This window comes from Fuchsiella alkaliacetigena, assembly GCF_023227765.1.
GTDB classification, from domain to species: Bacteria; Bacillota; Halanaerobiia; order Halobacteroidales; family Acetohalobiaceae; genus Fuchsiella; species Fuchsiella alkaliacetigena.
Map to the genome: position 1 here is coordinate 1 of NZ_JALKBZ010000053.1, position 15,327 is coordinate 15,327.

The window sequence follows — 15,327 nt, forward strand, 5'->3', positions numbered from 1 at the left end:
TCTTGTTTCTGTCGTTTTTTCACCATCAATTATTCTTTCTGATTCAACCATTCCTACACTTTCTAATTCTGACCACTAGTATATTTCTTTCCTTATTACCTTCCTAAAGCTTATTTAAGCAGTTATCACACCTTTCAATCCCAAAAATAATTTTCAGAAAAAAATAATTAATTATCTAAATATTTAGAAAAAATGATTTAATATTGAATCAAGTGTCATTTTATGATATTATTCTAGTGCTAATAGTAATAAATAAACCTTCAAATTAAGGAAGTATATATCCAAAAGGAAAGAAAGTTTTGATAATTGAAGATAATCCGTCTAGGGCACACCTGATGAAAATCAGGGTCGCAAAGTGCTGGGTCTAAGGCTTGAGTAAGTAATTAAGCTATGATTGTCAGTTTGCCGGAGAGATTAAAAGATAGATATTGATTTATCTATGGATCTGGCCCTGTTCTTGTGCTAATTACTTAAAGATTAGGGTCAGATTTATTTATGTTTACTTTAAGTTAAATTAATAAGGTGTTAATAAAAAAGGGGGAGGTTAAGAGTTTAGATTAAAAAGGATAGTTTATGGTTGTTAGGTGTTTATAAGTCAGCTCAGGTAGTCTTTGACTTTGATAATCAAAAGAGAGGTGCTAAAAATGTTTAAAATGTTAAGAGAGCTTAGTTTGAAACAGAAGTTAATTGGAATAATGATTTTATTGGCAGTAGTGCCGGTTATTATTTATTCGACAGTAAACTATATTCAGGAACGGGGAGCTATTGAAGAGAGAGTAATTGAACATAATAGCTTAGTAGCAGAGCAGTTATCGGAAAGAGTTGAAGCTTTAGGTCAGGAGAGTGTTAGTAATATAGAGTTTATAGCTGACTTAGAGCAGATTAAATCTATGGAGGTGGAGACCCATCAAGAGTTATTTGCTGAACTTTTAGCAAACTATCCGCTTTTTGAAGGCTTTTATGTAGCCGATGAGGATGGAATAGCAGTTAGTTTTGATGAAGCCAGCAGTGAACTGATTGGTGATGACTATAGCCATCGGGAGTGGTATCAAGAGGCCATTGTAGGTCAGACTAATGTTTCGGACTCTTTTATATCTACTACTACTGATCGACCAGCCGTTACTATCTCTACTCCTATCGAAGAGGACGGAGAGATTATCGGTGTTTTAGGAGGAGAGATTGACTTAAGGGTTGTACAGGAGCTAATTATGGAAGTAGAGATAGGAGATACTGGCTATGCTTATATGACTGATGATCAAGGAGTTATAATCGGTCATCCTGACTATGAAGGTATGGTTTTAGAACAGTTTCAAACAGAGAATGAAGCAATCGAAAATGCTCTAGCAGGCGAGAGTGGTGATCTGGTTCAAATAAATGACCTAGGAGATGAAGTATTGGCTTCTTATGATTACTTAGATAACTTAGGCTGGGCCGTATTAGCTCAACAGCCAACAGATGAAGCTTTTGCGGAGCTTAGAGCACTCTTAATTGGGAGTTTAATTATGGTTTTGATTGTAGGTTCCTTAGCCGCTCTGGTAGCTGGCTGGTTGGGCAATAACTTCAGTCGACCTATTATGCAGGTTGTGGATTCGATGGAGGTTTTGGCTAGCGGCGATTTGACCTCTCAAATGGAAGTAAATAGAGAGGATGAGTTGGGAACTCTACAAAGATCCTTTAATGAAATTGTGACTCAGTATAGAACTTTAATTGCTAACATCTTAAGTAATGTCGAGGATCTATCGGCTCATAGTGAAGAGCTGTCGGCTTCGGCTGAGGAAGGCAATGCTACTATAGATAATACTAAAGAACTAATCGAAGCAATGACGGCCAGTATTCAAGAGATTTCGGCTAGTAGCCAGGAGGTAGCTAGCTTTACCGAGCAGGCCAATGCGCAGACGGAAGTCGGTGGTGAAAATATCAAGCAGGCAGTTCAAGGTATGGAAGAGATCGAGGATGCAGTGCAGCAAACAGTAGCAGTTATCGAGGATTTGGAGGCTAATTCACAGGAGATAGAACAGATTATAGATCTGATTACCGATATTTCGGAGCAGACTAATCTCTTGGCCTTAAATGCAGCTATCGAGGCGGCTCGAGCCGGTGAACATGGACAAGGTTTTGCTGTGGTAGCTGAGGAGATTCGTGAGTTATCTGAACAGACGGCTCAGGCTACGGCTGAGATATCCACTTTAGTTAAGGAGACGCAAGAGAAGTCTGAAAGTGGCTTAGAGTCAGTTAAGGAGGTCGAGGATAGGGCCCAAGCAGGTAAAGAAGTGGCTGTAGAAAATGGAGAAGCCTTTGCTGAGATTGAGGAAGCTATTGAAGAGACTACGGCTCATGTAGAGCAGACGGCTGCTTCTACTCAGGAGTTGGCTGAAAATAGTAGTCAGATAAACGAAGCCACTCAGGATATTACTACTATGTCCGATGAAATTACTGGTTCTTCCGAGGAATTATCGGCTATGGCTCAAGAGCTACAGGAGCTAGTAGCTCAGTTTAAAGTTTAAATAAATTAGTTTTAAGAAAATAATTAATTTAGAAAAGCGGTTATTCAGAAAACTGAGTAACCGCTTTTTTCAAACTATTATTATATAATTCAGATTAAAAGGAGCCATATATAGAGGAAAACTAATAAAATTATAGAACTATTATTAATAAGAGTCCCTTTTAATTTGGATAATCAGGGAAAATTAGAATAAATAATAATTATTTAAAAACTGCTTTGTGACTTATTTCTCACATTGAGCAATCTCTAATAGCAAGCAGCAAAGAATTGATTAAAGCAATTGCTAGAACTATTAACCAAGGAATAGCTTAAGATATCTTTATATAGAATACTTAAAGAGTTTTCGTAGTTAATCGAAATAGAAAAGGAATAAAAAATATTAGTTAAAGGAGGGATTATAGTGAGCGAGGAAGAGTTGATCTTAGTAGTCGATGATAATAGACAGAATGTGCAGATTTTAGGAAGGATACTAAAGAAAAGTTCCTATAAAGTAGCCGTAGCTAATAGCGGCAAAGAAGCCTTGGATTTTATTGCTAGGAAGCTTCCAGATTTGATTCTTTTAGATATTATGATGCCGGGGATGACTGGCTTTGAGGTTTGTAAGAGCGTAAAGGAAAAACCGAAAACTGAGGAGATTCCTGTTATTTTTATTAGTGCTTTGACCGAAACCGAGGATAAACTGAAAGGTTTTAACTTGGGTGGAGTAGATTATATAACTAAGCCTTTTCAAAAAGAAGAGGTATTAGCTAGAGTGAAGACTCAATTGGAACTTAGTCGGACTAAAAAGGAGCTTAAAGAAAAAACTAAAGAGCAGGAGCAACTATTAGCAGAGCTGAAGTATAGAGCTAGATTGGAGAACTTAGTTATAGATTTATCGAAGGAGTTTATTAATTTTAAAGATAATGGTGATATTCAGCCGAGAATAGAGCAAGGATTAGGAAAGATAGCTAAATTTATTGGAGTGGATTATGCTTTTATCTATTTATTTTCTGCTGATAATGAAAAAGTTGAAGAAGTTTTTAGGTGGTTGAGAAAAGACTTTAAAATGGAAGCTGCTGTTGATATTGATAAGTGTTTTACTTTAAAGGATTTTTCTTGGGCCCTAAATAAGCTAGAAGCAGGAGAACTTATAGATATTGTTGATACTAAAGAGTTATCAGCAGCGGCTAAAGAGGAACAAGAGTTTTTAAGATCTAAAAATATTAAGTCCAGTTTATTGCTACCTTTAGAGTATAGTCAGGAGCTAAAGGGAGTATTAGGTTTTAATTCCAGAATTAAAAAACATCAGTGGCAAGAAGAAGAAATTTCCTTATTTAGAGTGGTAGCTAATATCTTTATTAACACTATTCAGCGCAAGAAAAGTGATCAGAAGTTAAAGGAATACTATCAGGAAATAGAGGGCTTATATAATAACTTAGAAGAAAAGATAGATAAAGCTAGTGAGTTACATCAGCAGTTTCTACCTAAAAACCTGCCTCAAATAGAAGGGATAGCTTACGATACTTACTTTCAACCTTCTTATAAATTAGGGGGAGATTTTTATGATATTATTCAGATTGAAGATCAGTTAATTATTTATTTAGCTGATGTAAGCGGGCACGGTTTAGATGGAACTTTGTTGAATATATTTTTACGGGAAACTATTAATAACTACTTGCTTTATCAGCATGAAAGTGGAGAAATTTTAGATCCACTTCGTTTAATTCGATATATAACCAAGAGATATAGTCAAGAGAACTTTCCAGGAGATTATTTTATCTGTTTGCTGTTAGGAGTTTTGGAAGTGGAGAAGCAGAAGCTTACTTTTGCTAACGCAGGATTTCAGATTCCTCCTCTAATTATTACTAAGGATGGCGAGTTGTCTCCTTTATTTTGTAGTGGGCTACCGATTACTTCAATGCCTGAAGCTGAAGCTTTGGAGTATCAGCAAGTAGAGCATTCTTTAAAAGCAGGAGAAACGTTTTTTTTAACTACCGATGGGTTGATTGAGGAGACAATAAATAAAGAAGAGGGGAGATTAATTCCTTATGGTGAAGAACGTTTAAAAGAAGTTTTAGCAGCTAATTATTATCTACCGCCGGAGTTGATAAACTACAGAGTGAGAAAAGATTTTGAGAACTTTGCTGGCAGTATTAAGGGGCAAGATGATATAACCTTTCTTACTTTAAGAAAGGAATTACAGGTAATTGATAGCTTTGAGTCCAGTATATGTAGTAGTTGCGCAGCAATGCACAAGTTGAAGGAGAAGCTAATGGAGTTTATTGCTCCTTATTATGAGCCACCTAGCTTAATCTGTATCGGTTTTGAAGAGATGGTTATTAATGCTATTGAGCATGGGAATCAGCTAGATAAAAGTAAAAAGGTTGATATTAGGGTAGAAGTAACCGAGCAGTATATTAAAGCTACTATTGAGGATGAAGGGACAGGCTTTGACTGGACTGAAAAGGCTACTCAGGTCTTGGATGTGGAAAGGGATTTTGATGGTTTGGAGGAAAGAGGCCGGGGGATTAAGATGACTAATAAGCTCTATGATGAGCTGTGGTATAATGAAAAGGGAAATCAGGTTAATTTACTGAAGCTGAGGGAGTAAGTGAAAAATAAAGGAGAGTTGATACTATGAAGGATTATAAACGGGAAATTTATTCGGTCTTAAGACAGGAAGTATTGGCTAGATGTCGTTATGAGCTTTTTGCTGAGATTGCTCGCCAAGAAGGGCTGCATTATTACGCTAAGATTTTTGAGGAGACGGCTCAGAATGAGCTTTCTCACGCTAGAGAGATATTTAGAATACTTGGCAAATTGGGTTCTACCGAGGAGAATTTGAGAACGGCTATTGAGGCTGAAAAGGAGGAGCAGGAGTCTGTTTACCCGCGCCTGGCTGAGCAGGCTATGGCTGAGGGGGAGCTGGAAGCAGCTAGGCTTTTTAAGCAGATCGGGATGATAGAAGAGCGCCATCAGCAGCGTTTAGAAAGGTTATTGGAGCTGTTGGAAAGTGATAGTGTTTTTAAGAGAGAGGAAGCGATTAAGTGGAAGTGTCGAGTCTGTGGTTATGTTTATGAAGGTACTGAGCCGCCGCAGAAGTGTCCGGGCTGTCAAAACGATATTACCCATTATGAGCCAGAAGACTTTGGAATATAGAGAGGAGATTAATTATGCAAAGCTATATATGTGTTGTTTGTGATTATGTTTATGATGAGGCTGAAGAGGAGATTCTTTGGGAGGAGTTAGCTGAGTCTTGGGTCTGTCCGATCTGTACTTCGGAGCAGATTTATTTTGAAGAGGTGGAGAGTGAGGAAGCTGATTCTGCTGCGGAGGAAGCGGAAGATAGCTCTAAACAGGGCCCGCCTCAAGAGCAAAAGAGCAACCTAGACTACTCCTCATCTTTTTATAGACAGGACGATAAACAGGAAAAGCAGATGGATAATATCCATCAAGTAGCTGTTAGCGGTACTTCGATTAATGAGGCTATGCGGAGCAGCATTGCTGAACCTTTTTGGGAGGATATTTTGATAATGGGAGCCCAACTAAGCCGACTACCTCTGAATAAGGAGGAAGCGGTGAGTACTACTACCACTATCGGTGCTCAGGCAGCCCAGCCAATGGTGATAGAAAATCCAGTACTGATTTCACATATGTCCTTTGGGGCCCTATCTAAGGAAATGAAGATAGCTTTGGCTAAGGGAGCTGCCCAAAGCAAAACTGCTATTGGGGGCGGTGAAGGTGGAGTTTTAGCTGAAGAAAAAGAGGCTGCCTATAAGTATATCTTTGAATATGTGCCTAATCTGTATAGTGTGAGTCAAAAAAATCTCAAGGAGGCGGCGGCGATAGAAATTAAGATCGGTCAGGGGACTAAGGCAGGAATGGGAGGTCATCTGCCGGCAGAGAAGGTAACTCCGGAAATTGCTGAGATCAGAGATAAGCCTTTGGGGGAGGATATAATAAGTCCGGCCCGTTTTGCGGATATTAATTCTAAAGAAGATTTAAAAGAGTTAGTAACTAAGTTACGAGAGCTTTCGGCAGGGCGACCGATTGGAGTTAAGATTGCTGCCGGACATATTGAGGCTGATCTGGAGTGTATTGCTTATGCTGAGCCGGACTTTGTGACTATTGACGGTCGGGGTGGGGCTACTGGCTCTACTTTGAAGGTAGTTAAGGATGCTACTTCTGTACCTACTGTTTTTGCTTTAGATCGAGCTAGAAAGTATTTAGATGAACAGGGCTTAGATATTGATTTAATTATTACCGGCGGCTTAAGGATGGCCAGTGATTTTGCTAAAGCCTTAGCCTTAGGAGCTGATGCGATCGCCATTGCTACTTCGGCTTTAATGGCAGCAGCTTGTCAGCAGTATCGAGTCTGTGATAGGGGAAGATGTCCAGTAGGGGCTGCCACTCAGGATGAAGAGCTGCGGGAGCGTTTAAATGTCGAAAATAGTGCTCAGCGTTTAGCTAACTTTTTGCAAGTGAGCTTAGAGGAGTTAAAGACCTTTGCTCGTTTAGCAGGTCATGCTGATCTTCATGCACTAAGTTTAGTTGATTTATACACTGTTAATTCCGAAATAGCAAGCCATACTAGGATACCTCATGTTTAAGTAGTTTGGTTAGGACTTAAGGAGGTCTAGAACATGGATATTATAGAGATGCTAGAGAAATTAGTTGACTCGCCAGACTTTGTGGAGGAGGTATTAGCAACGCTTCCCGAGGCTAGAATTGAAAGTTATGCTGAGGATAATTATATCTTTAAACAGAATGAAGAGACTCGGGGTGAACTTTATATAATTTTGGAAGGCTTGGTAGAGGTAGTTATTACCGATGAGTTCGGAATTAACAAGGTGCTTGGCTATCGTTATCCACTTGATTTTTTAGGAGAGGATATCTTTAGTCAAGAAGGGCTTTATAGTCATTCGGCTTTAGTAGTAGAGGAGTGCGAATGTCTCTTACTACCTCGTAAGTCACTAAGAGAGTTGATTGATCGACAAGCGGAGTTTGCAGAGTACTTAATAGAATCGCTAGTCGATTGGAAGCATTCCTGCTGCCAGCATCTTATAGAAGAAGAAAAGTATCGTCAGCAAAGGGGAGATGGTTTGGAGCTACATCCTTTTCGGAAGAAGCTTTTTGAAATCATGAGTTCTCCAGTAGAAACCTGTGTGAAGACAGCTCCCGTTGCTGAGATAGCAAGAGCTATGAAGGAGCGCCAAGTAAGTTCTATAGTAGTGGAAGAGGATAATAGACCGATTGGAATTGTTACTGAAAGAGAGCTAGTGCATAAGATAATGACTCAAAAAAAGGTAGAGCATGAATTTCGGGCCCAAGATGTAATGTCTACTAATATTATTACCATGCCGCGGGAAGCTTTCTATTATCAGGCCTTATACAGCATGGTTAAGCATAAGATTAAGCATATAATAGTGCTTAAGCAGGACTTGATAGAGGGAATAGTTACTATTAGAGACTTAACTGAAACTCGGAATGCTGGTTTAGTAACTATAGTTAATGAGATAGAGACGCAAAATTCTATTCAGGAATTGAATGAAGCCCGCCAGAGGGTGGATAAGGTTTTAAAGGCTTTAATAGTAGAAAATGCTTCGGCGCGGGAAATCTGTGAATTAATTACTGAGTTTAATGATCGCTTAACTCGAAGAATAATTGAGTTATCTGAAGAAGAGATGAAAAGAGAAGGTTATGGAGCTCCGCCGGTGGAGTACTGCTTTTTACAGATGGGTAGTGCGGGACGTAAAGAGCAGTTTTTGAGAACGGATCAGGATAATGGCTTTATTTGGGTTAATGAGGGACAGCCTAAAGAGAAAGTTGAAGAGTACTTTCGGGTTTTTGGAGAAAAGATTGTAGATAAGCTGATTAAGTGTGGCTTTGAAGAGTGTGATGGGGGAGTGATGGTTAGCAACCACTACTGGCGTAACTCCTTGGAAGAATGGAGACAGATTATGCAGGAGTGGTTAGCTGATTTAAACTTTACTAAGGTTAGATCTTTTAATATATTCTTTGACCATCGTCCGATTTATGGTAATTTCAATATAGCAAGACTGCTTAAGCATCACTTGGTAAATCTTTCACAGCGGAATGATACTGTATTATACTTTTTGGGTAAGGTCGCTTTATATAATCAGCTTCCTCTAGGTCTTTTTGGGAGGTTATTAACTAAAAATTCTGAGGAACATGAGGATGAAATTAATCTAAAATTAGGAGGTTCAATACAGATGGTGGACTGTGTGCGGGCCTTTTCTTTAAAAGAAGGAATCCATGCAACTTCCACTTTTGAAAGATTAGAGGTTTTGGTAGAAAAGAATGTGATTTCTGAAAATAATAAGGAAAATCTCAGTCAAGCTTATCAAAAGTTATTGGAATTTAGGATTAAGGAAAATCTAAAGAAGATAGAAGCGGGAAAAGAGGCCGATAACTATATTAACCCTCAAAAATTGGATAAAAATGATTATCAGGACTTAAAAGAAGCGCTAAAACAAGTAAAGCAGCTAATGAAGCTAACTGCTCATACCTTTAAGGTTTAAGATAAGAAAAGCAATAGATATTGTAAAAATATAGGGAAAATTCTATGTAGTTCACTGTTGAGTTAATTATATAGTTTTGGTATAATAGGTAAGGCAATGAAAAATCAGTATTTTAAAATTTTCAGGAGGTAAAAGATGTTAAAAGATAAGTTAAAGGACTTAAACATCGGTTTTAAGTTAAGTGGAGTATTTATTGCTTTGATTGTAATTAGTTTAGCTGGACTAGCTTTATTAAGTTATAACATGTCTGCTAATACTTTGATTGAACAGAATAAGCGACAGTTAGAGGCTGTGCGAGAGGTAAAGGCTAGTTATATTGAAGATTATTTTGAGGAAAGGTTTAGAAATATAGAGGTCTTGGCTGAGGATTCTTTAGTTAGAGAGGCCTTGTCTGACTTTACTGAGGTTTTTGAAGAAGGTTTAGATAGTGAAGAGTATGTTGAGATTGAGTCTCTTTATGATGAAGAATTAAGTGATTTTAATAATACATATGGTTATTATGATCTTTTTTTGATTGATTTAGAGGGTAATGTAATTTATACGGTAATGGAGGAAGATGATTTAGGTACTAATTTAGTTGACGGGCCCTATAGTGATTCAGGTTTAGCTGAAGCATATCAAGCAGGACTGGAGGAGCTTAGTTTAATTGATTTTGCGATGTATGAGCCGAGTGATGAGCCTGCTTCTTTTATTGGAGCTCCGGTAACGGATGAAGAAGGCAATCAATTAGGAGTGGTAGCTTTACAGATTCCGATTCATCAGATTAATGATATTATGCAGGAAAGATCGGGCTTAGGTGAAAGCGGAGAGACTTATTTGGTAGGGCAGGATAACTTAATGCGTTCCGATTCTCGTTTTGATGAAGAGAGTACTATCTTGGATTTAGAGATAGATATGGAAACAGCGAATCGGGCCTTAGCCGGAGAGAGCGGAGTGGATATAGTACCTGATTATCGAGGAATTAATGTAATTAGCGCCTATACTCCGGTGGATATTTCAGGAGTGAATTGGGCCCTACTAGCAGATATAGATGAGTCCGAAGCTATGGAGCCGGTTTATGCTTTATTGCGAGTTATTATTATCGTTTTAGTGGTGATTGTGATACTGGCTATTGTAGTTGGTCAGTTATCTATTAAGAGCTTAGTAGTGAAGCCGATTAATCAGTTTAAAGAACAGATTGCCAATAATGATCTCAGTTCGGATATGGAAGTTAAGTCTCGGGATGAGATTGGTCAAGCTACAATGGCCTTAAATGAGATGAAGAGTGACTTGCGAGAGATGATTATTCAACTGCGGGATAAGATTGAAAGCTTATCGGCTTATAGTGAGGAGCTATCGGCTTCGGCCCAGGAGGGTAACGCCACTATAGAGACTACTAATAATTTAATCGAGAATATGGCTGCCGGTATTGAAGAGATTTCGGCTAGTGCCCAAGAGGTAGCTAGCTTTTCTGAGCAGGCTAATTCGCAAGCTGATTTGGGTAGCCAGAATATCCAAGAGACGGTAAGTAAGATTGAAGAGATTGATCAATCGGTGTCGGAAACGGTAGAGGTGATTAATGAGCTGGATAGTAATTCACAGGAGATAGGCCAGATTATTGAACTAATTACGGGCATAGCTGAACAGACTAATCTACTAGCTTTAAATGCTTCTATTGAAGCTGCAAATGCTGGTAAACATGGGCAAGGTTTTGCGGTGGTAGCTGATGAGATCAGAGAGTTAGCAGAGCAGACTGCTGAGGCTACTAGTGAGATTGCTCAGTTAATTAATAGGACCCAAAAACAGTCTAAAAAAGGCTTGGAGAAGGTTGAAGAAGTAGAAAGTCAGGCCCATGAAGGTAGGGAGATTGCTCAAGAGACTGGGAGTGCTTTTAAAGAGATTCAAAATGCAGTAGCAGATACTTCGGCTCAAATAGAGCAGACTGCTAGCTCGGCTAATCAGCTGGCTCAGCAGGGTGAGGAAGTTAATAATGCTACGGAAGATATAAATAATATGTCTGATGAGGTGACTAGATCCTCTCAGGAGTTAGCGAACATGGCCCAAGAGCTACAAAAGATAGTTGAACAGTTTAAAATTTAAGTTATCTATGATTACTTTTTAAGGTTATCCATTTAATAATGGATAACCTTTTTTTAATGAATTTTTTGTATTAAAAATGATAGTTTTTAACAGTTTTAAAGGAAAGAACAGTTTTTTTGTCTAAAGTTATAACTAGTAAGCTTATTTTAAGGAGGAATATGATGCTTAAGCAAGAGCTAATTTTAATCATCAGCCAAAATCAGAGGGATATAGAGAGTTTGGAAGAGATTTTAAAAGAAAATTCATATCGGCTTTCTAAGACAAATAATACTGCTGAGGCCTTTGAGCTACTTGAGAAAGAGAGTCCGGATTTGATTATTTTGGATATTTCTTTAGCTACTGAAAATTTTCTTACAACTCAAACGACTCCTATTATTTTGTTGGGTACTTTAGAAAAATTGAGGGATAGGTTAGCAGAGTTCGAGCTGGGAGAGGTGGATTATTTAGTTAAACCTTTTTTTAAAGAACAAGTATTGACTAGGGTTAATATTCAATCAAGATTGGCTGGAGATGATTCTTGCTTAGATAGGTTAAAAGAAAGTGAACAAAAGCATAGGCGGATTTCTAAAGAGGTGATACTGGGAGTTTTGCAGGATATTACGGCTAAAAAGGAGCTAGAGCAAAGACTTCAAGCTAAAAATCAACAGTTAGAAGAGCGAGTTAAAGAGCTAAACTGTCTTTATTCTCTGACTCAAATTATTGAGGAGAGAGATTATTCCTTGGAGGAAACGATGGAGGAAGTTGCTAATACTATTGCTGATTTTTGGAAGCACCCTGAGATTGCTCGGGTCAGAATCAAGTTAGCTGGGCAGGAGTTTAAAAGTCAAGATTTTAGAACTAGTAATTGGCAGCAGAGTAGTGAAATTATAGTACGTGATGAAAGCTTAGGTAAGGTAGAAATTTACTATTTAGAGGAGCGAGTTGAGGAGTATGAGGGACCTTTTTTAAAAGAGGAAAGAGCCTTGCTGGATACTATTGCTAAACGTTTAAGTAAGCTAGTTGAACGTAAGTTAGTGGAAAATGAATTAGAAGCAGAAAGAAACTATTTACAGCAGGTAATAGATCTGCTTCCTAATTTTGTTTTTGCTAAGGACTGGGAGGGCAGATTTATCTTAGTGAATCAGGCTTTGACTCAGCTTTGCGGAGTTAATAAAGAGGAGATTTTAGGCAAAAAAGATGCTATTTTTACTGAAGAGCAGGTAGCAGCTAAGCTGATGGAGAGTGATCGGCAAATAATAGAGGAAGAAGCAGCAGAGGTGAATTTAGAGGAAAAAATAGTAGACTCGCAAGGAGAAAGTAGATGGTTTCAGATAACTAAGGTCCCTTTAATTCTTTCGGCAGATAAGCAGGATAGACAGATCTTAGGGGTAGCTACTGATATTACTGAACTTAAGAAAACAGAAGAGCAGTTGATTGAAGCTAGAGAAAAAGCAATGCAGGCTAATCAAGCTAAGAGTGAGTTCTTAGCTAATATGAGTCATGAAATCAGAACTCCTTTAAATGCGGTGCTTGGTTTTAGTGAAATTTTAGAAAATGAATTTAAAGGATCTAAGCTGGCTAAAGAGGAGCATATTAGTTATTTGAACTCTATTAAACAGGCTGGTAATAGCCTGTTAAGCTTGATTAACGATATTTTGGATATGTCTAAGATTGAAGCGGGAATGATGGAGATTAACCCGGTTTATTTTAATCCTCAAGCTTTGTGCCAGGAAATGCAAGTGATTTTTCATAAGCAGTTGCTGGATAAAGGTTTAGAGTTGATAATAGAAGCTGAAGACGATTTATTGGAAGTTAAGCTGGATGAGGTAAAGTTAAGGCAGATTTTAATAAACTTATTGGGGAATGCGATTAAGTTTACTAAAAAGGGTAGTATTAAGCTTATTGTTAAGAGTGAACTTAATTCTGATACTGAAAGGCTGGATTTAAAAGTGCAGGTGCAGGATACAGGAATTGGAATTTCTGAAGAGAATCAAGAGCGAGTATTTGAATCTTTTACTCAACAGGATAGTAAAAGTAACAGGGAGTATGAAGGAACGGGTTTAGGTTTAGCAATTACTAGAAAATTAACTAGATTGATGGACGGGGAAATCTATTTAGATAGTAAGGAAGGAGTAGGCAGTTGTTTTACTTTAAAGTTTTTTGATTTAGAGTTTAGAAGAGCAGAGCCTAAATATAAAGAGCAAGAGAAGCAAAATTTTAGTTTTAAGCAGGCTCAGGTATTAATTGCCGAAGATGTAAAGTCGAACCGAGAACTTTTGAAGATAAAGCTGAAAAATAGGGGTCTGGATGTATTAGAGGCTTGGAATGGACAGGAAGCGGTGCAGCTAGCTATAAAACATGAACCAGACTTGATTATTATGGATTTGAAGATGCCGATTATGAATGGCTATCAAGCCCATCGGGAGATAAGAAAGAATGAAAAAGTTAGATTGCCAATAATTGCCTTAACAGCTTCGGCTACAGATTATGAATGTTCTAAGGTGGCTGAAAGTGATTTTGATGAATTTTTAACTAAGCCGATAAAGGATGATAGATTAAACAGGTTGCTAGCTAAGCATTTACCTTGTGTAAAGGAAGAGGAAGCAGCAAGTGACCCAATAACTAAGTCTGATTATCAGGGTAGCTTAGCTGCTGAGGTGATAGAGCAGTTGAAGGCGAAGTTTGAGAGTAGGTTAGAAGAGTTGGAGGGGGCAATAGTGATTAATGAGGTGGAGGATTTTGCTGAGGAGCTAGAGGAGTTTGTTAAGCAGCATCAGCTTGAGGAGTTGCTTGATTATACGGTTCGTTTAAATAGATATGCGAGTGATTTTGATATAGATGGCTTAAAGGATGCTTTGGCTGAGTTTAGGGCCCTATTAGAGGACTAAATAGTCTATTTAACCCCGCCGATACATAGGAATTATATAGGTCCAGCCCTTCATATTACCATATTTAACTAGCCTATCGTAAAATTTAACTTCATTTTTATATAAATTAAAAAAGAAATCCCGTAGTTTATCGTTTCTGATCGTTTCTACCACGGCTTTAAGGTGCATGTTTATAGCGTCCTGAAGCCCTTTGAAAATAATCCGGAAAGCGAATTTATCTTCTAAGATCTCCGGATCAATATTTGATTGTTGTGAGGCTGGTGGTTGCTCGGGTAATTGAACCTCATATTTTTCAGCCTGCTTTACTAATTTCTTAATCTGCTTGTTAAGTGTAGAAACTCCTCTTTTAAGTATCTGTTTAAAGTCTCCATCATGAACAAAGCCTAAAAAAAATCTGGTGATCTGCAGTTGATCATATCTGATATTAAGAAGTTCCCAGATATGTCCAGCTTCACTTGCCGATAATTCTTCTTTTTCTATGGGTTTATGAGTTTTAAAGGAAGGAGATATATCTGTCCAGCCTTTAGTTTTTCCATACTTATAAAGATTCTGATAATCTTTTAAGTGGACTTCTATAAAGTCTATGAAATGACTTCTTAATTTATCGTGAGTTGGAGTAGTAGTTAAAGCATGGCTTAGAAGATATAATTCCGATATTAAATCAGAAAAAACTCTTCTAAAGATAAGTTTATCAGTTATAACATCAAGGTGAGCTGAAATTTTTATACTTTGTGGTGGTTTAGAAGGTACCTGCATTTTGAATTTTTCGGCTAAGTTTTCCATGACCTTTATTTGTTCTTGAAAATGTTCTATATGTTGGTCAAGTAAAAGATCAAAATCACGGTCATGCACAAAGTTTCTATAAAGCTGATAGGTTTCTTTGCTGATATATCTAGCTCTGAGACCATTCCACAAATTATAAGCTCCCAGAGTAGACATTTGTTCTTGTCCTTGAGGTGACTTTTTAAATAATGAAAAGTCCATATTCTGATTGAATAGCTGAAATAGATCCAATTTAATCCCTCCTGATAGTTATTATGGCTCTGATGAGCTTTAAATATATAAGTAAATAATGGATTGTATTAAGGGAGCAGTATCTCTTTTAAAAAGGAGTTGCTGCTTTTCTTGTATATACTACCCATTTAGCAGGGATTTTGAGGAGTAATCTAGAAAATATAATAGTTAATGGCTAAAATAACTGTTATTAATTAAATGAAGGGTGTTGTTGAAGTGAGAAAAGAGTCTGGTAGGGGAATAATAATCTGTTTTATTATTTTAATAATTACTGTTAGGACATTTGTCCTGTTAAAAGCTCAGTTTTTCTTACAATTTAAATAGACCGCTACTTCTTAATATG

General features: G+C 37.6%; 8 protein-coding genes and 1 riboswitch. Of the genes, 7 read left to right on the top strand and 1 reads right to left on the bottom strand.

The genetic code is table 11. The features are described 5' to 3' along the window. Positions 1-315 precede the first annotated feature (315 nt). A riboswitch (cyclic di-GMP riboswitch) is annotated at positions 316-410 on the top strand. Between the two features lie 234 nt (positions 411-644). From MWH30_RS11705 to MWH30_RS11735, 7 genes are all read left to right on the top strand, one after another. Then, positions 645-2,504: a methyl-accepting chemotaxis protein gene (locus MWH30_RS11705; protein ID WP_248664274.1), complete on the top strand. Its 1,860-nt coding sequence runs from the start codon at positions 645-647 to the stop codon at positions 2,502-2,504. A 399-nt stretch (positions 2,505-2,903) separates the two neighbouring features. Then, on the top strand, positions 2,904-5,093 hold the full coding sequence (locus MWH30_RS11710; RefSeq protein ID WP_248664275.1) for a response regulator: 2,190 nt from the start codon (positions 2,904-2,906) through the stop codon (positions 5,091-5,093). A 26-nt stretch (positions 5,094-5,119) separates the two neighbouring features. Further along, positions 5,120-5,641 (top strand): rubrerythrin family protein, encoded by a 522-nt coding sequence (locus MWH30_RS11715; protein ID WP_248664276.1) that lies wholly within the window; start codon positions 5,120-5,122, stop codon positions 5,639-5,641. A 14-nt stretch (positions 5,642-5,655) separates the two neighbouring features. Further along, a complete protein-coding gene (locus MWH30_RS11720; RefSeq protein WP_248664277.1) occupies positions 5,656-7,092 on the top strand; it encodes a glutamate synthase-related protein in 1,437 nt (478 codons plus the stop codon). Between the two features lie 33 nt (positions 7,093-7,125). Beyond that, entirely contained in the window at positions 7,126-9,024 is a 1,899-nt protein-coding gene (locus tag MWH30_RS11725; protein WP_248664278.1) for a DUF294 nucleotidyltransferase-like domain-containing protein, read from the top strand. 135 nt (positions 9,025-9,159) lie between these two features. Continuing rightward, positions 9,160-11,103 (top strand): methyl-accepting chemotaxis protein, encoded by a 1,944-nt coding sequence (locus MWH30_RS11730; RefSeq protein WP_248664279.1) that lies wholly within the window; start codon positions 9,160-9,162, stop codon positions 11,101-11,103. Between the two features lie 161 nt (positions 11,104-11,264). Further along, a complete protein-coding gene (locus tag MWH30_RS11735) occupies positions 11,265-13,970 on the top strand; it encodes a response regulator (protein WP_248664280.1) in 2,706 nt (901 codons plus the stop codon). A gap of 9 nt (positions 13,971-13,979) precedes the next feature. On the opposite strand, the gene MWH30_RS11740 is transcribed toward MWH30_RS11735, so the two are convergent. Continuing rightward, on the bottom strand, positions 13,980-14,984 hold the full coding sequence (locus MWH30_RS11740) for a DUF3231 family protein (protein WP_248664281.1): 1,005 nt from the start codon (positions 14,982-14,984) through the stop codon (positions 13,980-13,982). Between the last annotated feature and the right edge of the window lie 343 nt (positions 14,985-15,327).

What these genes read in the sequence shown, in the direction of transcription:
- MWH30_RS11705 (WP_248664274.1), top strand. Translation starts at nt 645, where the DNA reads ATGTTTAAAATGTTAAGAGAGCTTAGTTTGAAACAGAAGTTAATTGGA.
- MWH30_RS11715 (WP_248664276.1), top strand. Translation starts at nt 5,120, where the DNA reads ATGAAGGATTATAAACGGGAAATTTATTCGGTCTTAAGACAGGAAGTA.
- MWH30_RS11720 (WP_248664277.1), top strand. Translation starts at nt 5,656, where the DNA reads ATGCAAAGCTATATATGTGTTGTTTGTGATTATGTTTATGATGAGGCT.
- MWH30_RS11725 (WP_248664278.1), top strand. Translation starts at nt 7,126, where the DNA reads ATGGATATTATAGAGATGCTAGAGAAATTAGTTGACTCGCCAGACTTT.
- MWH30_RS11730 (WP_248664279.1), top strand. Translation starts at nt 9,160, where the DNA reads ATGTTAAAAGATAAGTTAAAGGACTTAAACATCGGTTTTAAGTTAAGT.
- MWH30_RS11735 (WP_248664280.1), top strand. Translation starts at nt 11,265, where the DNA reads ATGCTTAAGCAAGAGCTAATTTTAATCATCAGCCAAAATCAGAGGGAT.